Genomic DNA, 24,031 nt, shown 5'->3' on the forward strand with positions numbered 1-24,031 from the left:
TAGACTCCAGTTTTTATATTTGTAAACGCTTTACTATGGTAAAGGCTTAATATTGTTATAAACTAAATCTACAATAAAGCTTAAAACAGTTTGTCGTCAATTCATCACATGGATTAAATAATATTGAGGAGAAAACGTGCCGAGATACTCCGTTATCTACGTTCTCTGTCTGTCTTTTATCGCGCCTGTTGCCTATGGGGCAAATTTGCGTTTAAAAGTAGAAGGTTTAGAAGGGCAGCTCGAAAAAAATGCGCGAGTCCAGCTATCAAACATTACAACAGAAGAAGTTGCACCTGACGGGCGTTTTCGTGCGCGTGTTGAAAAGGCAATTCAAGAAGGACTTCGCCCTTTAGGTTACTATCAGCCCAAAGTGACATTTTCTTATGAAGAAAATACACCACCTGCGCGCTCCGTATTAACCGCTAAAGTTGAACCGGGTATTCCGATTTTACTGAAAGGCGTTGATGTGGTTCTTGAAGGTGGCGCTAAAACAGATAGCCAATATGCAAAAGTCATTAAAGAAAATACACCTCCTCTTGATAGTGTTTTAAACCATGCAGATTATGAGAAACTCAAAGGTTCGTTAACTGGGCTTGCCATTCGCCGTGGCTATTTTGATGCGGAAATGCAAAAAAGCCAGTTAGGCGTCTCTTTAGATAATCATGCCTCATATTGGGATTTTGTTTTCGATAGTGGAGAACGCTATCGTTTTGGAAAAGTGAATTATACGGGCTCCCAAATCCGTGAAGACTATCTACAAAATATTGTCCCTTTTAAAGAGGGAGAATATTACGCCTCAGAAGATCTGGCTGAATTTAATCGCCGTTTAGCGGCAACGGGCTGGTTTAACTCTGCGGTTGTGACACCTGATATTGCTAAAGCACGCGCTGATAACTCTTACCTGTTACCGATGAGTGCAGTTGTAACACCGCGCTCTCGTAACTATGTTGAGCTTGGTGGTGGTTATGCTACCGATGTTGGTCCTCGCCTTAATATGCAGTGGGATAAGCCTTGGATGAACTCACGAGGTCATAGTTTAACCTCTAATATCAGTGTTTCTCAGCCTGAACAGTCTATTGGTGCCAATTATAAAATTCCACTTAAGGTCAATCCATTAGAACAATACTATGGTGTTCAGGGTGGTTTTAAACGTACCGATTTAAATGACACCCGCTCTGATACCACAACGCTAAACGTGTCCCGTAACTGGGATATGTCGACAGGCTGGCAATACAGTGTGAATACACGTTGGAGCCTCAGCCACTTTACCCAAGGTGAAGTTACAAATACCACTATGTTGCTTTATCCGGGCGTTACAGCAAGTCGAGTACGTCAACGAGGTGGTATGATGCCTTCTTGGGGGGATAGCCAACGTTATACATTAGACTACTCCAATAAAATATGGGGCTCTGATGTTGAATTTGCTGCATTCCAAGCGCAACACGTTTGGATACGTACACCGTGGGACGGGCATCGCTTTGTGGTAAGAGGCAACTTTGGTTGGATTGAAACCAATGCGTTTGAGCAAGTACCGCCTGAATTACGTTTCTTTGCAGGTGGTGATAGAAGTGTTCGTGGTTTTAAATATCAAAGTATCTCACCTGAAGACGGAAAAGGTAATTTAACGGGTGCATCAAGAATGCTCGTAGGATCGTTAGAATATCAATATAACATCACGGGTAACTGGTGGAGTGCTGTCTTTATTGATAGTGGTGAAGCAGTTAATGATTTTACTCGCAGTGATTTTAAAACAGGTGCGGGTGCAGGTGTTCGTTGGGCATCACCAGTTGGTCCAATTAAATTTGATTTAGCATTACCTGTGAGTGACGTGGATAAGCGTAGACTCCAGTTTTATATCGGGTTAGGAGCAGAGTTATGATAAAAAAGTGGTTGAAATGGATTGCGCTAACACTCCTTATCATTATTTTGCTTACATTCGGTGCTGTTGCTTGGATTTTGGGAACGCAATCGGGTTTGCATTTCGCTATTAATAGCGCAGCTCGTTGGGTTCCTGGTTTAGTTATCAAAGATGTTAATGGTGGCTGGCAAGATCTGCGTTTAACGGGTGTTGAATATCAAATGCCTGGGGTTGATGTGAACGTGGGTGAGTTATCTCTAGGATTACGTTTAGCGTGCCTGATGGATAAACAAGTTTGTGTCGATACATTAGGCACACGAGATGTTGTTGTAAATGTTGATACTAGCGCTTTCCCTCCTTCCGAAGAAACACCTCCATCAGAGCCTCTAACAGAGCTTAATGCGCCATTACCTATCTATTTGAATTCACTCTCATTAGAAAATACGCATGTGAAGATTGACGATATGGCAATCTCGCTAGGCGAATTTAAAACGGGTGCGCAGTGGGAAGGCCGTCAAGTTACATTAAATCCAACACTCATTAATGATTTGCTGGTGGCATTACCAAAGACACCGAAAGAAGGGAGTGTTGAAGCAACAGCTCAAGATGTAAAAGAAATCGCAACTGCAAAACCTCAAACTGAGCCTACAACACAAGAAGAAAAAGAGCAGGCTTTAGCTGAGACAATTAAAGCGATTTTTGCGAAGCCATTATTAGCCGAATTACCTGAAATTATTATTCCTGTTGATATCAATATCGAAGGAATTGAAGGTAAGCAATTACAGATTAGTGGTGATACGCCTATTACGATTAATCAATTATCGTTTGAAGCAAAGACGCAAGGTAAGCAGGTTAATCTCACTAAATTAAATATTGATGCCCCAGAAGGTGAGGTGAGTTTAAATGGGGGAATTACCCTAGATAAACAGTGGCCTGTTAATTTAGATGTGAATGCGACTATTCGTGATGTTGCAGGGCTTGAAGATTTTAAAGATCAAAAAGCGACGCTTTCTTTACAAGGTGCATTACTTGAAGAGCTTAAACTAGCGCTCTCTTTAACAGGAACAGTGACAGCAACTTTAGATGCTCAAGCTGAACTGGCAAAACCACACCTTCCATTAAAACTGACGCTTGAAAGCCAGAAAGTTCGTTGGCCATTAACGGGCGATGTGCAGTATCAACTTAACGGTACTCGATTACGCTTAAATGGTCAGACAGATAACTATGATCTCTCATTACGCTCTGATATTGAAGGTCAAGAGATCCCTCCAGCCAAATTAATGCTGGATGCAAAAGGGAATGAAGAGAAAATAGAGCTGACGCGTTTACGTTTAGCTGCTTTGCAAGGTCATGCTGATATCACAGGTGTCGCTGATTGGAGTAAAGCAATTAGCTGGAATGCATTGCTCACGATTTCAGGAATTAATACGGCAAAACAGTACCCTGATATGCCAGCAAAATTAGATGGGCGCATTGCAACAACAGGTAGTCTATATGGCGGAAGTTGGCAATTACGTGTTCCTGAAATCACCTTAGATGGCAATATCAAAAATAATCTTATCAAGGCGAGAGGTAATGCTTACGGTAATGATTCAGGGCAATGGAATATTCCTCAGTTAAAACTGATCCTAGGTAAAAATAACCTCGATATTGAAGGGCATTTAGGTGATAAATGGGCATTAGATGCCAATATTAATGCTCCGGGATTAAATGGTTTAGTACCTGGATTAGCGGGTGTTATTAAAGGTAAAGTTAATATTCGTGGCGATATTAATACACCTAAGATTATTGCTGATATCAACGCTCGTGGTATTAAATGGCAAGATCAAGTCAGTGTTGAATCCATCACTATTAAAGGTGATGTTCAAGCGGATAAAGAAATTGGTGGCAAACTTGCGATTACTGCTCGTCAGTTAAAACAAGCCGATTTAGTTATTCGCAATTTAACGTTGGATGCTGCTGGTACAGAAAAACAGCATAAACTGATGCTAAAAATGGATGGTGAACCTGTTTCTGGTGGACTGACATTAGCTGGCTCATTCGATAAAGAGAAACAGCAATGGAAAGGAACGCTAAATAATACGGCATTTGATACCCCAGTGGGAGAATGGCGTTTAAATAAAGCTATGGCGTTGAATTTGTTGGCAGAGAAGCAAGAAGTCACCATTGGCTCTCACTGTTGGGTAAACCCAAATGCACAAGTTTGTGTTCCTAAAGCGATAACTGTGGGTGAAAGCGGATCTGCGGCAATTACATTGACGCGTTTTGATCTAGCGATGATCAAACCTTTCCTACCACCAGAGACTTCTGTTAAAGGTGTATTTACTGGCGATGCCACAGCAACGTGGAGTTCAAAAGGCGGATTACCGAAAGCATCGGTAACTCTAAAAGGGCAAGGTGTCGCAGTAAAACAGAATATTGAAGGCACTATTTTACCGATTGATTTTGATGCTATTACCTTAAATGCAGGCGTTAACAATGGTAAAGCAACATTACAATGGCTGATTAGTATTGCGGGAAATGGTGATATTAAAGGTAATGTGCATGTTGCTGATCTTGAGAAGAAACGCCAGCTATCAGGTACGGTGGATATTGATAATCTGACATTAGATTTAATCAAACCATTCTTAGGTAAAGGTGAAATAGCTGAAGGTCGTGTTGGTGCGCAATTACGTTTAGGCGGAAATGCTCAATCGCCACTGCTATTTGGTCAATTTGGTATTAATCAATTAAAAGTGGTTGGGCATTGGATCCCGTTTGATATTACGAAAGGGAATGTTGATGTTCAATTCAATGGTGCGACGTCTGATTTAAGCGGTCGAATCGAAACCCCAGAAGGTTACTTAAATCTTACTGGTAACGCTGATTGGCGTAAATTAGACGCATGGCACGCAGTAATAGCCGCAAATGGCAATAAGTTACGTGTTGCATTGCCTCCGATGGTACGTATTGATGTTAATCCTGATTTAGTGTTTGAGGCTCGTCCTCATTTACTGAAACTAGATGGGCGCATTGATATTCCTTGGGCACGCATCGTTGTTCAAGACTTACCAGAGTCAGCGGTATCCGCTTCTTCTGATGAAGTGATGCTGGATAAAAACTTACAGCCAATTGCACCAAAAGAGACATCGATTCCAATTCAAAGTAATTTAGCTATTAATATTGGCGATGATGTGACACTGGACGCATTTGGGCTTAAAGCTAGATTGACGGGAGCGCTTAAAGTCAATCAGAATAAACAAGGACTGGGTTTAAACGGTCAGATAGATATTCCAAAAGGCGAATTCAAAGCTTATGGGCAAGACCTGCAAGTTCGTAAAGGGCAAATATTGTTCTCAGGGCCAGTTGATCAACCTTACTTAAATATTGAAGCTATTCGTAATCCTGAAAATACGGCAAATAATGTGATTGCTGGTGTTAGGGTGACAGGGCTTGCAGATAAACCGAAAGTTGAAATTTTCTCTGAACCCGCTTTTACACAGCAAGAAGCGTTATCCTACTTGCTAAGAGGTGAAGGGTTAGATAAAAGTGGTGATGCGGATTCATCACAAATGACGGCAATGCTGATAGGATTAGGCGTTGGTCAAAGTGGTCAGCTTGTAGGGCGCATTGGTGAAACCTTTGGTGTTTCTGATTTAGCGCTTGATACACAAGGTGTGGGGGATAACTCACAAGTTGTGGTCAGCGGTAAGATCACAAACGATCTACAAGTGAAGTATGGAGTGGGTATATTTGATTCGCTAGCGACGTTAACCTTACGTTATCGCTTGATGCCCAGGTTGTATTTACAAGCAGTGTCTGGTATGAATCAGGCAATAGATCTGCTTTATCAATTTGAGTTTTAAATTATATGCGAATTATTGTTTATGGTAGTTTACGGCAAAACCAAGGTAACCATCACTGGATGACCTATGCGCAACTTTTAGGTGAGCATAAACTAGTGGGGTATAAACTCTATGATTTAGGGTTTTACCCTGCGGTTATTGAAGGTGAAGGGGAGATAGAGTGCGAAGTCTATCGGATAACGCCTTCTATCTTGACAGAGCTTGATGAATTGAAAAAGAACGATCAGGATTACAAGCGCCAACTGATTTCAACGCCTTATGGCAGTGCTTGGATCTACCTTTATCAAAAGCCTGTTGATGGTTTACGTGAAATAAAATGCGGTGACTGGCTAAAACGTCACGAAGAAGAGTAATCAGTAGCATCCTACTTTTGCTCCATGTTATATAAAAATGGCTCGATAGAAATATTGGGCCGTTTTTATTGCTATTAGAATAACCTTGATAAGTGGCATCTTGCTTGTCATGTGTTTGAGGAGAAGAGCCGTACCATCATAAAAAAAGCCCTTCAATAAAATGAAGAGCTTATTTATCAGTAAATTATTAAATAATAACTTACTTAGCTATTCTGAGAGCGTCAGAATTATTTTTTAGCGCGTTCGAAAGAAGACAGAATTTCAGCTTTAGCTGATTCTACGCCTTCCCAACCGTCAACTTTAACCCATTTGCCAGCTTCTAAATCTTTGTAGTGTTCAAAGAAATGTTTGATCTGTGCTTTTAACAGTTCAGGCAGATCGTTCACATCTTTAATGTGATCGTATTCTTTGCTCAGTTTAGTGTGTGGAACTGCAACCAGTTTCGCATCTTCACCTGATTCGTCAGTCATTTTCAATACGCCAACAGGACGGCAACGAATAACTGAACCTGGTTGTAATGGATATGGAGTTGGAACCAGAACGTCTACTGGGTCACCATCTAAAGATAACGTGTTGTTGATGTAACCGTAGTTGCATGGGTAGAACATTGCTGTTGACATAAAACGGTCAACGAACAGTGCGCCACTTTCTTTATCAACTTCGTATTTGATAGGATCAGCATTTGCTGGGATTTCAATAACAACATAGATATCTTCTGGTAGTTCTTTACCAGCAGGAACATGATTCAGGCTCATAAAAAATTTCCTATAAAAAAATTAATTTTACGTGGCCTGTAGTATAGCGAAAAGTTTTTAACAATACCCGTTTTTTGCCGAACATGTTGCGTTCTGACGTAAAAATAAGCAGCAAATAAAAGAAAGTACTATTTTCAAAGATGAAAAAACCGGACGAATAAGAAGTCCGGTTTATCTATGTTAGTGCTAAACGAATGGATTATTCTTCGTCTGGATATTGCGCCATAAAGCTTTCAGCTTGTTCAACCATCGATTTAGTCCCTACGAAGAAAGGCATACGTTGGTGAAGTTCTTTTGGTTCGATATCGAGAATACGCTCTTTACCGTTACTTGCTTTACCGCCAGCTTGTTCGGCTAAGAACGCCATTGGATTGCATTCATAGAGTAAACGTAATTTACCAGTAGGGTGACTTGCAGTACTTGGATAAATATAAATCCCCCCTTTCAGTAAGTTACGGTGGAAATCAGCAACTAAAGAACCAATATAACGTGTGGTATAAGGGCGATTTGTTGCTGCGTCTTGTTCTTGGCAATACTTAATGTATTTTTTTACACCTAATGGGAATTTGATGTAGTTACCTTCGTTGATTGAGTACATATTTCCTGTTGGTGGGAAATGTACGCTTTCATGAGATAAACAGAATACGCCTAAAGATGGATCGTAAGTAAAGGCATGAACACCACAACCTGTTGTGTAAACTAACATAGTTGATGAACCATAAACGACATAGCCTGCTGCGACTTGACGATGACCCGGTTGTAAGAAGTCATCTAAAGTGACAGATTGACCAATTGGCGTAATACGGTGGTAAATAGAGAAAATTGTTCCGACGGAAACGTTTACATCAATATTCGACGAACCGTCTAAAGGGTCCATTAGTACAACATACTTAGCATTTTCAGCACGATCACCTTCAAAGATAACAATATCATCTTCTTCTTCTGATCCGATACCCGCAACTTCACCACGCGCTTTTAATGCAGCTTTTAGTTTCTCATTCGCGTAAAGATCCAGTTTCATCTGGGCTTCACCTTGAACATTAGAAACACCGTTAGTACCCAGAATATCGACTAACCCTGCTTTATTAATATCACGGTGGATAATTTTAGCCCCAAGCTTAATTGCTGAAAGTAATGCAGTAAGTTCACCAGTTGCATGGGGAAAATCTTGTTGTTTCTCGACGATAAATTCGCCTAATGTTTTCATGACGCAGGTCCTGAATGTGAGTGGGTAAAGTAAAAAAGGAGGAAAATCTCCTTGGTGGTGGCAAGTTTAGCCAAAGAATCGAATGATTCAAAGGTTAATCCGTTCCTTATCTGCTTTTTGATCGTTAGAATAGTGACCAACTTCATGCTATTGGACAGAAATTCATGCACATTCATATTCTTGGTATTTGTGGCACCTTTATGGGAAGTCTTGCCATTCTCGCTAGAGCAAAGGGACATAAAGTCACAGGCTCGGACGCTAATGTCTATCCACCCATGAGTACTTTATTAGAAAATCAGGGAATTGAACTGATTGAGGGATATGACCCAAAACAATTAGAACCTGCCCCTGACATGGTGATTATTGGTAATGCGATGACACGAGGAAATCCTTGTGTTGAAGCAGTACTTGAAAAAGGTTTGCCTTATACCTCAGGCCCTCAGTGGCTACATGATTATATTTTACCTGAACGTTGGGTGTTAGCTGTTGCTGGAACTCATGGTAAAACAACAACAGCGGGTATGCTGGCTTGGGTTTTAGAAGACTGTGGTTATAAACCGGGATTTTTAATTGGCGGTGTACCGGGTAATTTCCAAGTATCCGCACAGTTAGGCGAAAGCCCTTTCTTTGTGATTGAAGCAGATGAATATGACAGTGCTTTCTTTGATAAGCGCTCGAAATTTGTTCATTATTCTCCACGCACATTGATTTTAAATAATCTTGAATTTGATCACGCTGATATTTTTGATGATTTAGCGGCAATTCAAAAACAATTCCATCATTTAGTTCGTATCGTCCCAGGCACCGGAAAAATCATCATGCCTGATAACGATATGAATTTAAAACAGACCATTGGAATGGGATGTTGGAGTGAACAAGAATTCACAGGTGAAACTGGAGATTGGCAAGCCAAAAAACTCAGTAATGACAGTAGCCATTTTGAGGTATTCCACAAAGGTGAGCGAGTCGGAGAGGTGTGTTGGGGACTTTCTGGTGAACACAACATGCAAAATGGCCTAATGGCGATTGTTGCAGCGCACCACGTTGGTGTTTTACCAGCGGATGCTTGTGAAGCATTAGATAAGTTTATTAATGCGCGTCGTCGCTTAGAGTTACGTGGTGAGGTTAATCAAGTCAGTGTTTATGATGACTTTGCACATCATCCCACAGCGATTTTAGCAACGCTTGAAGCGTTACGCAGTAAAGTCGGTGGAACGGCTCGTATTATTGCTGTGCTAGAGCCTCGTTCAAATACCATGAAAATGGGAATTAGTAAGGATGATATCGCGCCTGCATTGGGTCGTGCTGATGAAGTCTTTTTATTCCAGCCACCTAATATTCAATGGTTAGTGAGTGATATTGCAGAGCATTGTGTACAACCTGCTCGTTGGAGTACAGATCTCGATACATTAGTCGATATGATTGCGAAAGAAGCTCAAGCGGGCGATCATATTTTGATTATGAGTAATGGCGGTTTTGGTGGTATTCATGAAAAACTACTCGCAAAATTAGCGCAACCTAAAGATCCTGATAGCCAATATTAAAAATAAATAAGCCACTGAAAACTCAGTGGCTTATTTTTTGAAGCTGTAGAAAGGCTAATTATAATTCTTGATCAAAAAGATTCAGAATAGCGTCTCGTAATTCTTCTGTAGAAAATCCCGGAGCCGGTGTTGAAAAAATAGTGTCATCACCCGCAATACTACCAAGGATACCTTCTGCTTTGCCTAATGAGTCTAATAAACGTGCAATAAGTTGTGCCGCACCCGGACTTGTTCTTATCACCACAACAGAATGGTTATGATCGATATCGAGTACCAGATTTTTTAATGGGCTGCTTGCTGTTGGTACGCCAAGCTCAGTAGGAAGGCAATAGACCATTTCCATTTTGGCGTTACGGGTTCTTACCGCACCAAATTTTGTTAGCATACGAGAGATTTTGGACTGATTAATATTATCAAATCCAGCCTCTTGTAATGCAGTCACAATCTCGCCTTGTGAACTGAATTTTTCTTCTTTCAGCAGGGCTTTAAACGCTTTAACCAAGTCTTCTTGCTTAGAAGGAACGCGCATAGTTCACCTTTAGTGAGTTATCAATAACCCGTGTATTATGCAGAGAAGTGAATTTTTATGCAACATAAGACGAAGAAAGGCGAGTGATAGCCTCCTCAAAATTGTAAAGTAGAATGTACTGCAAAAAAAATTTATTTACAGCGTGCAAATGTGATAATTTAAAGAAAGTAAAATATTTGTTAAATAAATGATAAGCTTAAATGATTATCATAAGGATGATGGTGTACTTAACACTTTGCCATATTTATTGAAATTATTTATCAAAAGGGTGTCCACTATCTCATTAACAGATAAGCAATTTGTTTAGAATAACCAAAGTATTATTTTTCACTGAAAATGCCTTATTATGCAATATTGCTGTTAAATAATTGTTTTTTAAAAGGTGAATTGCGTAATAGTGAGTATCTCGAAGGCGTTCCACTATCTCGTAAACTAAGGAGTATCAGAATGAAAGTAGCAGTTCTCGGTGCAGCAGGTGGTATTGGTCAGGCACTGGCACTTCTTCTTAAAAATCAGCTTCCAGCTGGTAGTGAACTCTCTTTATATGATATCGCTCCCGTCACACCGGGTGTCGCCGCTGACTTAAGCCATATCCCGACTCAAGTTACTGTAAAAGGTTTTGCGGGTGAAGATCCTTCTCCTGCGCTAAAAGGCGCTGATGTTGTTCTGATTTCTGCGGGTGTTGCTCGTAAACCAGGCATGGATCGTTCAGATCTTTTCAATGTTAACGCAGGTATCGTGCGTAACTTAATTGAAAAGGTTGCACAAAATTGCCCGAAAGCACTTATCGGTATCATTACTAACCCAGTGAATACAACTGTTGCTATTGCAGCAGAAGTGCTTAAGAAAGCAGGCGTTTACGATAAAAAACGTCTTTTCGGTATCACCACTCTCGATATTATTCGCGCGAATACCTTTGTTGCAGAACTAAAAGGTAAAGATCCACAAAAAACCAATGTTCCGGTGATTGGTGGACATTCTGGTGTGACTATTCTTCCTCTATTATCTCAAGTTGATGGCGTTTCATTTACTGATGACGAAGTTGCAGCATTGACTAAACGTATTCAAAACGCAGGTACTGAGGTTGTTGAAGCAAAAGCAGGTGGTGGATCAGCGACATTATCTATGGGTCAAGCAGCCGCTCGTTTTGGTCTTTCATTAATTCGCGCTCTAAATGGCGAGAAAAATGTTATTGAATGCACTTATACTGAAGGCGACGGAGAATATGCCCGTTTCTTTGCACAACCTATTCTTTTAGGTAAAAACGGTGTAGAGGAATATTTATCTATCGGTAAATTAAGTGATTTTGAAAAGCAATCTCTTAATGGCATGTTAGATGTATTGAAAAAAGATATAATTCTTGGTGAAGAATTTATTAATAAATAAAGAAATACTTTTTTTGCTATAAAAATAATGCAAATTTAAATAAAAACCGCTGATACTATATCAGCGGTTTTTTTTATTAATTATAATGTCTGTAATTATTAGTTAATTATTAGTTTTGGTACGAATCTTTCGTTCAAGTAATTCTCCTGTTTCAGGATGAAAATAACGGCTAGGCCAAATTTCACTAGGAGCTACACCAAGATAATCAGCAATGATTTTCTCTCCTTTAGGCCAAGGGCGAGACAGCGCATTAGCGAGTGTTGAAGAGCTTAACCCTGCTTGGCGAGAGATGGCAGCAAGTGTTGTTCCTCGTTTTCTAAGTGCGGCAATAATATCGGCAGGATGCCAATCAGATTTCCTTGAAATCATTTTTAATCCTTTTTCTATAAAATTGATTGCTGTGTTAGTGGTATAAATAACAGTTTATTAGAAATGTCCTAAAGCATTTAAACTGATTATTTAGAAAATAAAATAACATTATTTTTCTAAAAAGATTTCTGATTTTTTTCTTAATAATTTCTTTTTTGAAGTTGATAACAATTTTAGAGAAACGTAATGAAAAAAGAGTGGTATACGGCAAAGGAATTGACGGGTATAGGTGGATTACCTAAATCACCACAAGGTGTAAATTCAAAAGCGAGACGCGAGTCTTGGCAAAAACAGAATGTAAAAAATAAGCAAGGTAATGGTGTTGAATATCATTATTCTTGTTTACCAGAAAAAACTTTAATTGCTCTAGAACTTTATGAGCCATTAGCACATTACAAATTAAATAAAAAAGAGGAGCCACTCGTTATCTGGGTGAAAGCATTCCAACAACTAAATGATGGTGAACAAAAAACATTAACAGAGCTGATATTGCGGGATGGTATTAGAAGTTTTTTAGAAAAAATCGTCAATGATTAAGCGATTTTAAAGAATCTATTATTGCGTTATCCGCAACAGATATCTATCTGACTAACCTCTTAGTTGAATGTGAGATGAGATCATGAAAAAAGAATGGTATACAGCGAAAGAATTAGTGGGGCTTGCGGGGTTACCTAACTCACCGCAGGGAGTTAACTTGATGGCGCGTCGTGAAGGATGGGAAAACCGTCGTAAACGTGGCGTGCAGGGAAAAGCTGTCGAGTATTCCATAAAAAGTCTACCTGATGAGGTGATTGGTGTGCTCGCTGCACATGAACCTCCGGCTGAGTATTTATCAAAACGTCAGGATGCCTTTTTAATTTGGGTTGAAGCTTATTATCAACTGACCAAATCAGAACGAGAAAAGATTGTGAAATTCGTGCTTCGCGAAGGGCTGGCAAAGCTCATTAGCTATATTGATGCGGATAATCAAGATGCTATTGAACGAGAAAACGAAGAAGTGCTCAATAAATTAAAAAGCCCACCAGAATCGACGTAGTCGCTCTGGCGGGCTTCTTTACATAACTAAGAGGATTTATACATCAAAGTTATGATTGACGTTGTACAGCGACGTGAGCAAGCCCAATAAGCGCATCTTTATACGGTGAGTCAGGTATAATTGATAAAGCTTCAATCGCTTTGTCTGCTTCTTCTTCTGCTTTTTGGCGGGTATATTCCAAAGAGCCACACTGTTTCATAGTATTTAAAACAGTATCCAATAAATGGCGACCATTACCTTGTTCAATGGCTTGGCGAATTAATTGGGATTCTTCTTCATTGCCATTATGCATAGCATGAAGTAATGGCAACGTTGGTTTACCTTCATCAAGATCATCACCAGTGTTTTTACCCAACTGGTTGTTATCTGCATCATAATCAAGCAAATCGTCAATGAGCTGGAAAGCAGTCCCAAGATAACGACCATAATCTTGGAATGCTTTTTCTTGCTCAGGCGTCGCACCAGAAAGAATGGCTGACGCATGAGAAGCCGCTTCAAACAGACGAGCTGTTTTGCTGTAGATAACTTGCATATAGTCATCTTCAGAAATGTCAGGATCGTTACAATTCATTAATTGTAAAACTTCACCTTCAGCGATCACATTGGTGGCGCTAGACATTAATTTTAATACACGCATCGAATCAAGATCCGTCATCATCTGAAAGGATCGTGTATAAATAAAGTCGCCAACAAGTACACTGGCAGCATTTCCAAAGACAGCATTTGCCGTTTGTTTTCCTCTGCGCATATCAGATTCATCAACAACATCATCATGTAACAACGTTGCAGTATGAATAAATTCGATAAGCGCTGCGACCGAGATATGTTTGTCACCTTGATAGTCCAATGCTCGTCCAGTGAGCACTGCGATCATTGGTCGGATCCTTTTACCACCACCACTAATGATGTAGTAACCAAGTTGGTTTATCAAAGAAACATCTGAATTAAGCTGGTAAAGGATTGCCTCATTTACCGCAGTCATATCAGCGGATGTTAGTTTTATAATAGATTCTAAATTCATGTTTTTTCGACTTTGGCTCGCCAATGAGCGCGTTATTATTAATAAAAAATGATCATGCCATAGATTTTACTCTCTTATAATTTAGATTGTACTTTAAAAATGGCTGAAATAAATATCGTGTAAAAAACTCTTTTTTTTAACGCTAGTTTGCGATCTGTACTTGTCATCGGCACTAAATTTGCGTAGAATTCGCGCCCTATGTGAATATTTTAATTGTGCACTCAAATTATACATATTGGGAGTGTGCGGAAAGCGGAGTTTATATGTACGCGGTTTTCCAAAGTGGTGGTAAACAACACCGAGTCAGCGAAGGTCAAACTATTCGTTTAGAGAAGCTGGAAGTAGCTACTGGCGAAACAATCGAGTTTGATACTGTAATGATGGTCGCTAATGGCGATGACATTCAAATTGGCGCTCCAATCCTTGCGGGCGTTAAAGTTAAAGCGGAAGTGGTTGCTCACGGTCGCGGCGATAAAGTTAAGATTGTTAAGTTCCGTCGTCGTAAACACAGCCGTAAACAACAGGGCCACCGTCAGTGGTTTACTGATGTTAAAATCACTGGTATCGCTTAAGGTTTAGGAGAGTAGTTCAATGGCACATAAAAAGGCTGGCGGCTCGACTCGTAACGGTCGTGATTCCGAAGCAAAACGTCTGGGTGTTAAACGTTTCGGTGGTGAAGCTGTATTAGCAGGTAGCATCATCGTTCGTCAACGTGGTACTAAGTTCCATGCAGGTACTAACGTTGGTTGTGGTCGTGACCACACCCTGTTTGCATTAGCTGACGGAAAAATTAAGTTCGAAGTTAAAGGTCCAAACAACCGTAAATTTATCAGCATCGAAGCTGAATAATTACTGGTCCTTTAAGCACCGAGTCAAAAGCCCTGCAAATATGTTGCGGGGCTTTTTATATTTAAAAAAGGCCATCTCTGGGTAATTTCGGCCATCCAGCACGTTAATGGCTACTATACGGAGTAAAATCATGAAATTTGTTGATGAGGCCAAGATCCTAATCGTCGCGGGCGATGGTGGTAACGGCTGTGTAAGCTTTCGTCGCGAAAAATATATCCCTAACGGGGGACCAGACGGTGGTGATGGTGGTGATGGTGGTGATGTCTACATGATTGCAGACGAAAACCTAAACACCTTAATTGATTACCGTTTTACAAAATCTTATCGCGCAGAACGTGGTGAAAATGGTCACAGCCGTGATTGCACCGGTAAGCGTGGTCAAGATATTACTATCAGTGTTCCTGTCGGGACGCGTGTCCGTGATTTAGCAACAAATGAAGTCATTGCTGACTTAACTGCTCACGGCCAAAAGCAAATGGTTGCTAAAGGCGGCTTCCACGGTTTAGGTAATACTCGCTTTAAATCATCGGTTAACCGTGCTCCACGTCAACGTACAATGGGAACGCCGGGTGAATCTCGCGAAGTCCTATTAGAGCTAATGTTATTAGCTGATGTGGGTATGCTTGGTATGCCAAATGCGGGTAAATCCACATTTATTCGTGCAGTATCAGCAGCAAAACCTAAAGTTGCTGATTATCCATTTACAACGTTAGTACCAAGCTTAGGTGTGGTACGCATGGATAATCACCAAAGCTTTGTGGTTGCAGATATTCCCGGATTAATCGAAGGCGCTGCTGATGGTGCAGGTCTTGGGATCCAATTCTTAAAACACTTAGAACGCTGTCGTGTGTTATTACACTTGATCGATATTGATCCTATTGATGGATCGGATCCTGTGGAAAATGCAAAAATTATTATCTCTGAACTAGAGAAATACAGCGAAAAATTAGCACAAAAACCACGTTGGTTAGTGTTCAATAAAGTTGATCTTCTCGATGCTGAAGAAGCAAAAGAGAAGGCAAAAGCCATTGTTGAAGCGCTGGGTTGGGATGAAAACTATTACATGATAGCGGCCATCAACCAAGAAGGTGTGAAAAAACTTTGCTGGAATATCATGGAATTCCTGAATGTTACTCCGCGTGAGCAAGACATTGTTGCGACAAAAGCAGAGCCAGGAAAAGTTGACTTTATGTGGGATGATTACCACAAAGAACAGCTTGAAAACCCTGATTTCGAAGAAGATGACGACGATGATTGGGATGAAGAAGACGACGAAGGTATTGAGTTTATCTACCAACGTTAATCATCATTCTCTATGATTAAAATAAAAAAACGCCTGATTAATCAGGCGTTTTTCATATCTATTGCTTATATTATTAGGAGTAAATCTAACGGTTGTTGTACATATCTTTATACAGGTTTGTTTCAAAACGCACTAAATAAGCGCGTCCAGCATTACGATTCTGTGTAGGAGGTGAATACGCCGAAACGTATTGTACAAATGCTACTTTTTGTCCATTTGCCGTGGTCATAAAGCCCGCAAGATTGTAAACCCCTTTTAATGAACCCGTTTTAGCAGAAACTTTGCCATCGACACCTGCTTCATGAAAACCACCTCGATACTGCAATGTACCGTCATGTCCTGCAAGGGGAAGCATGGTAATAAAGTTTAATTCACTCTCATGTTGTCCAATGTATTGAAGGACTTGCATCATTGTTGCTGGTGAAATGAGGTTATGGCGAGAAAGGCCTGAGCCATCAACCATAACGGTATTTCCTAAATCAATTCCGGCTTTTTGTTTTAAAATAGCGCGGGTTGCTTCTGCGCCAGAGCGCCAAGTCCCTGCAACGCCATAATACTCACGACCAATGGTTCTAAATACGGTGTCTGCAATCATATTGTCAGACTCTTTTAGCATGGTAGTCAGTAAGTTATGTAATGGTTTTGATTGTGTCTGTGCTAGTACAGTAACCGGCGCTTTTAGTTGAGATCGACGTTTGATATATCCATCAAGTTCAATATTGGCGCGCTGTAACTCTTCTTTTAAAATTGTACCCGCCCAATGAGCACCATCTTGAATAGAAAACATTAAAGGGACTGCATCGTCACGTTTAGGAATACAACCTGTTATTACATAGGTATTTAAGTCACGAACAGTGACATCTAATTCACAAAAACGGGTACGAGTTGATCCTTTCTCATAAGTTTCAACTTCACTTAAAACGGTTACAGGATAGAAAGAAGCTTTACGTATTGTGGCAATATCACCTTCTTTGCTGCCACTTTGCAGTAAAACAGAAAAACAGTTCTTATCAACAATTGCGGCACTAGGAGGGGCGCTAAAGCATTGAGTTAGATCATTCCAAACCCAACCGGGTGCTTTGTCATGGCTTGAAAAAGCAGAAGTATCAATAAGCAAATCGCCGTGCACTTTTGTAACACCTGATTGTTTTAATACGGCAACCATTGCTCTTAATTGTTGGCGGGTTAATGTAGGATCGCCTGTAAAACGAAAGATCAAATCACCCATAAGCTGATTGTCTTTTATCTTACCTTCTGTTTCCATTGTTGTGGTGAATTGATAGTTTCCACCTAATTGAAGTAATGCCGCGAGTGCAGTCACCACTTTTTGAGTACTTGCTGGAAGTGCTAATTGATCGGCATGATAATTAAGATTAGGAGAAGCAGCGCCAACGGGTTGAGTTATTAAACCTACTTGAGTTCCTTCGGGAAGAAGGGATGTGTAGTTTTCAACAGGTATCGCTTGAGTTGAAAAACTGATGATACTTAATGTGTAGAGTATCCGTCGAAATGTTGATAGTAAGCGCATAATTTCTCTATCCGTGACTATAGCGTGTAACGTTACAGTATTGATTGCCAAAGGCTAATACTAAAGGGCAATGAGGGCAAAAGTAAACGGTAACAAGCAGGATTAGCTCATTATCGGAAAAAGTCTGTTTATCTCTTTATAAAGAGAGATAAGGCGTGAAGCAATGCGTCTGTTGTGTTAGATTTAGTTTTAAGTCTGGAAGGGTTAGTTTTCGTCCCAACAGCATGAGTTGGGAATATAATAGTGTCCCCTCATTCACCGAATATCCGTAGAGACAGGCCCAATTTAAGGCTGCCTGTGTCTTTTTTTGTCTTGAGAAGAGTAAATAGATCCTTTTCTCTGTGTTGTTAGTATAAAAAATCAGGATGATACCTATTTTTTATTAGGAATAGTATTGAGGTATTAACACATGAATCAGATCCCTATGACAGTTCTAGGTGCAGAAAAATTACGCGAAGAGCTGGAATATTTAAAAGGTGTTCGTCGTCCCGAGATTATTGCCGCTATCGCTGAAGCTCGTGAACACGGAGACTTAAAAGAAAACGCGGAATATCATGCTGCAAGAGAGCAACAAGGTTTCTGTGAAGGTCGTATACAAGAAATTGAAGCAAAGTTATCAAATGCTCAAGTCATTGATATTACAAAGATGAATAACAATGGCCGTATTATTTTTGGTTCAACAGTGACATTGTTAAATGTTGAAACTGAAGAAGAGCAAACTTACCGTATTGTTGGTGATGATGAAGCGAACATTAAAGAAAACTTAATTTCGGTTAACTCACCGATTGCGCGTGGATTGATTGGTAAAGAGTTAGATGATGTCGTTGTTATCACAACACCGGGCGGACAAGTCGAGTACGAAGTTTTAAACGTAGAATATATTTAATTTATAATTTTACGTTTCTATAGAAAACTAGACTGCTATCCTGTGGTAATATAAAAAAGGCCTTAAAAGGCCTTTTTTGCCATAGAGTTAGTTATGGCATTTTTATATAAAGATACAAGTTTTATTTCGGTAAAATAATCTTACGTGCTTCTGAAGGACGATAAAGAACAAGAATTTTTCCGATAACTTGTACATTCTGTGCACCGCTTTCGCGTACAATCGCTGCCACGATCAAGTTTTTAACATCTCGATCTTCGCCTGCGATTTTGACTTTGATAAGCTCATGGTGCGCCAGAGCGAGTTCAATTTCTGCAAGAACGCCTTCAGTCAACCCGTTGTTACCAATCATAACGACTGGATTCAGGTGATGAGCGAGCCCTTTCAGGTGTTGAATTTGTTTTTTGTTAAGAGTCATCATTAATTTTTGCTTTGTTGGGATTGAAAACGATCTATTCTAACGCCATCTCTCACTTATCACCATAAAATGTCGTTAATACGGGGTTAAATGAGTGAAAGAGTAAAAATTTTGATAGCTAAGTGTATGATAGTTGGAAAACGCAATGGCCAATAAAAAACGTTCGGCAAGCTCTAGCCGCTGGTTACAAGAACATTTTAGTGATAAATATGTTCAGCAAGCACAGAAAAAAGGGTTTCGCTCTCGTGCTTGGTTTAAACTGGAAGAAATTCAGCAAAGTGACAATATCTTTAAACCAGGTATGACCGTTGTCGATTTAGGAGCAGCCCCTGGTGGGTGGTCTCAATACGTTGTACAGCAGTTAGGAAGTAAAGGTCGAATCATCGCATGTGACCTTTTACCTATGGATCCTATAGTCGGAGTCGATTTCCTTCAAGGCGATTTTCGTGATGAACTTGTGTTGAAGGCATTGCTTGATAGAGTAGGTGAAAACAAAGTCCAGGTTGTCATGTCTGACATGGCTCCAAACATGAGCGGTACACCCGCGGTCGATATCCCTCGATCCATGTATTTAGTAGAGTTAGCGCTTGATATGTGTCGTGATGTACTGGCTCCCGGGGGAAGTTTTATTGTCAAAGTGTTTCAGGGAGAAGGCTTTGATGAATACCTGGGGCAAATACGCTCCCTGTTTACGAAAGTGAAAGTTCGTAAACCAGACGCTTCGCGGTCTCGTTCTCGTGAGGTATATATTGTAGCCACAGGGCGTAAACTTTAGTACCCTAAAGCTATTTGTTAACACAGTTGTAATATGAGGTTAATCCCTTGAGTGACATGGCGAAAAACCTGATCCTCTGGCTAGTTATTGCAGTCGTTTTGATGTCATTATTCCAGAGCTTCGGACCCAGCGATTCGAATAGTCGTAAGGTGGATTACTCTACCTTTATCAATGAGTTAACTAATAACCAATTACGCGAGGTCAGCATAAGTGGTTATGATATTAATGTAACTAAAACAGATAACTCAAAGTACAGCACGTATATGCCTATGCGTGATGACAACCTGCTGACCACTTTAATGAACCGTAATGTAAAAGTAACGGGCGAACCACTTGAAGGCCAAAGTCTTCTGACTCAAATTTTTGTGTCTTGGTTCCCAATGCTATTACTGATTGGTCTTTGGATTTTCTTTATGCGCCAAATGCAAGGTGGTGGCGGTAAAGGTGCGATGTCTTTCGGCAAAAGCAAGGCACGCATGTTGACAGAAGACCAAATCAAAACAACCTTCGCTGATGTAGCAGGTTGTGATGAAGCGAAAGAAGAAGTAAGCGAATTAGTTGAGTATTTACGTGATCCGGGCCGTTTCCAGAAATTAGGAGGTAAAATCCCTAAAGGTATTCTGATGGTAGGGCCTCCAGGTACAGGTAAAACATTATTAGCAAAAGCCATCGCGGGTGAAGCTAAGGTCCCATTCTTTACCATTTCAGGTTCTGATTTCGTTGAAATGTTTGTGGGTGTGGGTGCTTCTCGTGTTCGTGATATGTTTGAACAAGCTAAAAAAGCAGCACCTTGTATCATCTTTATCGATGAAATCGATGCGGTCGGTCGTCAACGTGGTGCAGGTTTAGGTGGTGGTCATGATGAACGTGAACAAACACTGAACCAAATGCTAGTTGAGATGGATGGTTTCGAAGGTAATGAAGGTATTATCGTTATCGCGGCGACTAACCGCCCAGACGTATTAGACCCAGCATTACTTCGCCCAGGTCGTTTTGACCGTCAAGTGGTTGTTGGTTTACCTGATGTACGTGGACGTGAGCAAATTCTTAAAGTCCATATGCGTCGTGTACCTTTATCACCAGATGTTGATCCAGCGATTTTAGCGCGTGGTACACCAGGCTTCTCTGGTGCTGACTTAGCTAACTTAGTTAACGAAGCGGCTTTATTTGCTGCACGTGGTAATAAACGTGTTGTCTCAATGGTCGAATTTGAGAAAGCGAAAGATAAGATAATGATGGGTGCAGAGCGCCGTTCAATGGTGATGACTGAAGAACAAAAAGCATCAACCGCTTATCATGAAGCTGGTCACGCAATTATTGGCCGTTTAGTACCAGAACATGATCCTGTGCATAAAGTAACGATTATTCCTCGTGGACGTGCATTAGGTGTGACTTTCTTCTTACCTGAAGGCGACCAAATCAGTGCAAGCCGTCAGAAATTAGAGAGCCAGATTTCAACACTTTACGGTGGTCGTTTAGCTGAAGAAATTATCTATGGTGTAGAGCATGTTTCTACAGGTGCTTCTAATGACATCAAAGTTGCAACTAATATTGCACGTAACATGGTGACACAGTGGGGCTTCTCTGAAAAATTAGGGCCATTACTGTATGCAGAAGAAGAAGGTGAAGTGTTCTTAGGCCGTTCTGTTGCTAAAGCGCAGCATATGTCTGATGAAACAGCTCGTACAATTGACGAAGAAATTAAAGCTATCGTTGATCGTAACTATGTTCGTGCTCGTCAGATCTTAATGGACAACCTTGATATTCTGCACTCAATGAAAGATGCACTGATGACTTATGAAACTATCGATGCGCCTCAAATTGATGATTTAATGAATCGTCGTGATGTTCGTCCACCTGCGGGTTGGGAAGGCAATAATGGCAATAGTGGTACAACGACTACTGCCCAGCCAGCACAAACGCATGTAGCGAGTGAGCCAAAAGATAAGCCTGAGTCAGAAAGTGATACACCTTCTGATAAAAATACTCACTAATCCTTATCGGGTTATGCATATTGAGTAAGCTATAAATATAAACCCCAGGCTTCTGGGGTTTTTTTATGAAGGTATCAATGAAATGAAATTAATGGCTAGAGGAACAGAACTTAATTTATCAACACCCCAAGTTATGGGGATTTTGAATGTCACTCCAGACTCTTTCTCAGATGGTGGCACTCATAATTCACTTAACGATGCGGTTAACCACGCAGCAAAATTAATCGCTGAAGGGGCTTCTATCATCGATATTGGTGGTGAGTCTACCAGACCCGGCGCAAGTGATGTCTCTATTGATGAAGAGTTGCAGCGTGTTGTTCCTGTTGTTGAGGCTATTCGTCAGCGTTTTGATGTTTGGATCTCTGTTGATACATCCAAAGCTCAAGTCATTACTGAATCTGCAAATGCAGGTGCTTCAATTATCAATGATATTCGCTCTTTACAAGAGCCGGGAGCACTTGAAGCGGCGGCTAAAACAGGTTTGCCTGTGTGTATTATGCATATGCAAGGCGACCCTAAAACTATGCAACAATCACCACATTATGAGAATGTGTTGATGGATGTTGATCGTTTTTTACAAGAAAATATTCAACGTTGTGTTGATGCCGGGATCGAAAAAAATCAAATTATTCTTGATCCAGGATTCGGCTTTGGTAAAAATTTAGCGCATAATTACCAATTATTAGCACACTTAAGTGAACTTCATCACTTTGGTCTACCCATACTTGCCGGAATGTCACGCAAATCAATGGTTGGACAACTATTGAATGTACCACCACAAGAGCGTGTTGCTGGTAGCGTGGCATGCGCTGTCATTGCAGCGATGCAAGGCGCACAAATTATTCGTGTACACGATGTTAAAGAGACTGTTGATGCGATGAAAGTCGTACAAGCGACTCTTTCTGCAAAGGAAAATAATGAATGAGCGAACGTAAATACTTTGGAACAGATGGTATCCGTGGAAAAGTAGGTGATAGTCCAATTACACCTGATTTTGTATTAAAACTAGGTTGGGCTGCGGGCAAAGTATTAGCACGTCATGGCTCTCGTAAAATCATTATTGGTAAAGATACACGTATTTCAGGCTATATGCTGGAATCTGCATTAGAGGCTGGTTTAGCTGCGGCTGGTTTATCTGCTTCATTTACAGGACCAATGCCAACACCTGCTGTTGCTTATTTAACGCGTACATTCCGCGCTGAAGCCGGGATTGTGATTTCAGCTTCTCATAACCCTTATTACGATAACGGGATCAAATTCTTCTCTATTGATGGCACAAAATTGCCAGACGAAGTAGAAGAATCGATTGAAGCTGAAATGGAAAAACCAATTACCTGTGTTGAATCAGCAGAGCTTGGTCGTGCAAATCGTATCGTGGATGCTGCGGGTCGTTACATTGAATTCTGTAAAGGGACTTTCCCAAATGAAAACAATCTTAACGGTCTAAAAGTCGTTGTCGATTGTGCTCATGGCGCAACATATCATATTGCACCAAATGTATTTCGTGAATTAGGTGCCGAAGTGATCACTATTGGTTGTGATCCTACTGGTATCAATATCAACGAAGAGTGTGGCGCAACAGATGTTCGTATGTTGCAAAAACGCGTATTAGAAGAAGGCGCTGATGTTGGTCTAGCTTTTGATGGTGACGGTGACCGTATCATCATGGTTGACCATCAAGGTCTAAAGGTTGATGGCGACCAAATTCTCTACATTATTGCGAGAGAAGCGTTACGCCAAGGTCAATTACGCGGCGGTGCAGTGGGTACTCTAATGAGTAATATGGGATTAGAGATAGCACTGAAACAACTGGGTATTCCTTTTGTAAGAGCAAAAGTGGGTGACCGCTATGTACTTGAAAAATTACAAGAGAAAGGCTGGCGCTTAGGTGCTGAAAACTCAGGTCACATTATTTTATTAGATAAAACGACTACAGGTGACGGTATTGTTGCGGGCTTACAAGTTTTAAGTGCAATGGTACGTAACCACATGAGTCTGCATGATTTATGCAGTGGCATGAAACTATTACCACAAATTTTAGTGAATGTTCGTTTTACAGGTAGCCACGATCCGCTACAAACACCTGAAGTTCAGAAAGTCGCTAAAGCGGTTGAAGAAGAACTGGCAGGTAAAGGTCGTGTATTACTGCGTAAATCAGGAACAGAACCCTTAATTCGTGTCATGGTTGAAGGTGAAAATGAAGAGCAAGTCACTGCGATGGCAAATCGTATTGCCGACGCTGTGAAGCACGTTGGTTAATTGATGCTTTTTTCTTCAATCAATCACTTTGTAGAAAAATAACCTTGCTTGTCAGTTCAGCTTTGGTTAGTATTCACACCCGCTTAGTAAGGTCTTGAACTAAAGCGGGTGAAGCAATC

22 protein-coding genes are annotated in these 24,031 nt (G+C 40.6%); 15 read left to right on the forward strand and 7 right to left on the reverse strand.

The genetic code is table 11. The annotated features are described in order from the left end of the window. Window positions 1-136: 136 nt before the first annotated feature. From tamA to D7029_RS01350, 3 genes are read left to right on the forward strand one after another with little or no spacing between them, the layout of a single operon-like run. The gene (gene tamA / locus D7029_RS01340) at window positions 137-1,879 is read left to right on the forward strand and encodes an autotransporter assembly complex protein TamA (protein ID WP_194951653.1); all 1,743 of its coding nucleotides are present in this window, start codon (window positions 137-139) and stop codon (window positions 1,877-1,879) included. Next, a complete protein-coding gene (tamB, locus tag D7029_RS01345; RefSeq protein WP_324187749.1) occupies window positions 1,876-5,703 on the forward strand; it encodes an autotransporter assembly complex protein TamB in 3,828 nt (1,275 codons plus the stop codon). The genes tamA and tamB overlap by 4 nt, the downstream gene beginning before the upstream one ends. Before the next feature lie 5 nt (window positions 5,704-5,708). Further along, on the forward strand, window positions 5,709-6,056 hold the full coding sequence (locus tag D7029_RS01350) for a gamma-glutamylcyclotransferase family protein (RefSeq protein WP_023583593.1): 348 nt from the start codon (window positions 5,709-5,711) through the stop codon (window positions 6,054-6,056). Window positions 6,057-6,283: 227 nt separating this feature from the next. Here D7029_RS01350 and ppa read toward each other — a convergent pair whose 3' ends face one another. After that, complete coding sequence (gene ppa, locus D7029_RS01355) at window positions 6,284-6,811, reverse strand: inorganic diphosphatase (RefSeq protein WP_088493990.1); 528 nt, start codon at window positions 6,809-6,811, stop codon at window positions 6,284-6,286. Window positions 6,812-7,010: 199 nt separating this feature from the next. Further along, window positions 7,011-8,018 (reverse strand): class 1 fructose-bisphosphatase, encoded by a 1,008-nt coding sequence (fbp, locus tag D7029_RS01360; RefSeq protein ID WP_023583589.1) that lies wholly within the window; start codon window positions 8,016-8,018, stop codon window positions 7,011-7,013. Window positions 8,019-8,182: 164 nt separating this feature from the next. On the opposite strand from fbp, the gene mpl reads away from it, so the two are divergent. Next, window positions 8,183-9,562, forward strand: a complete 1,380-nt coding sequence (gene mpl / locus D7029_RS01365) for a UDP-N-acetylmuramate:L-alanyl-gamma-D-glutamyl-meso-diaminopimelate ligase (RefSeq protein ID WP_088493989.1) — start codon at window positions 8,183-8,185, stop codon at window positions 9,560-9,562. 58 nt (window positions 9,563-9,620) lie between these two features. Here the strand turns inward: mpl and argR are convergent, their stop codons facing one another. Beyond that, window positions 9,621-10,091, reverse strand: coding sequence for a transcriptional regulator ArgR (argR, locus tag D7029_RS01370; RefSeq protein WP_006535714.1), 471 nt, complete (start codon window positions 10,089-10,091; stop codon window positions 9,621-9,623). A 447-nt stretch (window positions 10,092-10,538) separates the two neighbouring features. On the opposite strand from argR, the gene mdh reads away from it, so the two are divergent. Continuing rightward, window positions 10,539-11,477, forward strand: coding sequence for a malate dehydrogenase (gene mdh / locus D7029_RS01375; protein ID WP_088493988.1), 939 nt, complete (start codon window positions 10,539-10,541; stop codon window positions 11,475-11,477). Between the two features lie 102 nt (window positions 11,478-11,579). Here mdh and D7029_RS01380 read toward each other — a convergent pair whose 3' ends face one another. Next, window positions 11,580-11,846 (reverse strand): helix-turn-helix domain-containing protein, encoded by a 267-nt coding sequence (locus D7029_RS01380; protein ID WP_075672811.1) that lies wholly within the window; start codon window positions 11,844-11,846, stop codon window positions 11,580-11,582. Between the two features lie 186 nt (window positions 11,847-12,032). On the opposite strand from D7029_RS01380, the gene D7029_RS01385 reads away from it, so the two are divergent. Further along, complete coding sequence (locus tag D7029_RS01385; protein WP_194951654.1) at window positions 12,033-12,383, forward strand: DNA-binding protein; 351 nt, start codon at window positions 12,033-12,035, stop codon at window positions 12,381-12,383. 82 nt (window positions 12,384-12,465) lie between these two features. Beyond that, a complete protein-coding gene (locus D7029_RS01390) occupies window positions 12,466-12,882 on the forward strand; it encodes a DNA-binding protein (protein ID WP_088493987.1) in 417 nt (138 codons plus the stop codon). A 49-nt stretch (window positions 12,883-12,931) separates the two neighbouring features. On the opposite strand, the gene ispB is transcribed toward D7029_RS01390, so the two are convergent. Then, on the reverse strand, window positions 12,932-13,903 hold the full coding sequence (ispB, locus tag D7029_RS01395) for an octaprenyl diphosphate synthase (protein WP_088493986.1): 972 nt from the start codon (window positions 13,901-13,903) through the stop codon (window positions 12,932-12,934). Between the two features lie 263 nt (window positions 13,904-14,166). On the opposite strand from ispB, the gene rplU reads away from it, so the two are divergent. The 3 genes from rplU to cgtA all read left to right on the forward strand — a co-directional run bounded on the left by rplU (window position 14,167) and on the right by cgtA (window position 16,055). Then, window positions 14,167-14,475 carry a 50S ribosomal protein L21 gene (gene rplU / locus D7029_RS01400; RefSeq protein ID WP_006535707.1) on the forward strand — a complete coding sequence of 103 codons (309 nt, stop codon included), beginning with the start codon at window positions 14,167-14,169 and terminating at the stop codon, window positions 14,473-14,475. 19 nt (window positions 14,476-14,494) lie between these two features. Then, entirely contained in the window at window positions 14,495-14,752 is a 258-nt protein-coding gene (gene rpmA, locus D7029_RS01405) for a 50S ribosomal protein L27 (protein WP_006535706.1), read from the forward strand. 130 nt (window positions 14,753-14,882) lie between these two features. Then, on the forward strand, window positions 14,883-16,055 hold the full coding sequence (gene cgtA / locus D7029_RS01410) for an Obg family GTPase CgtA (protein ID WP_075672814.1): 1,173 nt from the start codon (window positions 14,883-14,885) through the stop codon (window positions 16,053-16,055). A gap of 85 nt (window positions 16,056-16,140) precedes the next feature. Here the strand turns inward: cgtA and dacB are convergent, their stop codons facing one another. Continuing rightward, on the reverse strand, window positions 16,141-17,583 hold the full coding sequence (dacB, locus tag D7029_RS01415; protein ID WP_194951655.1) for a serine-type D-Ala-D-Ala carboxypeptidase: 1,443 nt from the start codon (window positions 17,581-17,583) through the stop codon (window positions 16,141-16,143). A gap of 409 nt (window positions 17,584-17,992) precedes the next feature. On the opposite strand from dacB, the gene greA reads away from it, so the two are divergent. Then, the gene (gene greA / locus D7029_RS01420; protein ID WP_088493984.1) at window positions 17,993-18,469 is read left to right on the forward strand and encodes a transcription elongation factor GreA; all 477 of its coding nucleotides are present in this window, start codon (window positions 17,993-17,995) and stop codon (window positions 18,467-18,469) included. Window positions 18,470-18,590: 121 nt separating this feature from the next. On the opposite strand, the gene yhbY is transcribed toward greA, so the two are convergent. Beyond that, the gene (yhbY, locus tag D7029_RS01425) at window positions 18,591-18,884 is read right to left on the reverse strand and encodes a ribosome assembly RNA-binding protein YhbY (RefSeq protein WP_036914752.1); all 294 of its coding nucleotides are present in this window, start codon (window positions 18,882-18,884) and stop codon (window positions 18,591-18,593) included. Between the two features lie 145 nt (window positions 18,885-19,029). On the opposite strand from yhbY, the gene rlmE reads away from it, so the two are divergent. The 4 genes from rlmE (at window position 19,030) to glmM (ending at window position 23,912) form a co-directional block, all read left to right on the forward strand. Then, complete coding sequence (rlmE, locus tag D7029_RS01430; RefSeq protein ID WP_023583577.1) at window positions 19,030-19,659, forward strand: 23S rRNA (uridine(2552)-2'-O)-methyltransferase RlmE; 630 nt, start codon at window positions 19,030-19,032, stop codon at window positions 19,657-19,659. Between the two features lie 47 nt (window positions 19,660-19,706). Next, window positions 19,707-21,653, forward strand: a complete 1,947-nt coding sequence (gene ftsH / locus D7029_RS01435) for an ATP-dependent zinc metalloprotease FtsH (protein WP_075673624.1) — start codon at window positions 19,707-19,709, stop codon at window positions 21,651-21,653. An 82-nt stretch (window positions 21,654-21,735) separates the two neighbouring features. Beyond that, window positions 21,736-22,578 carry a dihydropteroate synthase gene (gene folP / locus D7029_RS01440; protein WP_088493983.1) on the forward strand — a complete coding sequence of 281 codons (843 nt, stop codon included), beginning with the start codon at window positions 21,736-21,738 and terminating at the stop codon, window positions 22,576-22,578. Continuing rightward, a complete protein-coding gene (gene glmM, locus D7029_RS01445; RefSeq protein WP_194951656.1) occupies window positions 22,575-23,912 on the forward strand; it encodes a phosphoglucosamine mutase in 1,338 nt (445 codons plus the stop codon). Before folP ends, glmM begins: the two co-directional genes overlap by 4 nt. Window positions 23,913-24,031: the final 119 nt, after the last annotated feature.

Origin of the sequence: Proteus vulgaris, assembly GCF_016647575.1 — a bacterium.
Lineage (GTDB): Bacteria > Pseudomonadota > Gammaproteobacteria > Enterobacterales > Enterobacteriaceae > Proteus > Proteus mirabilis_B.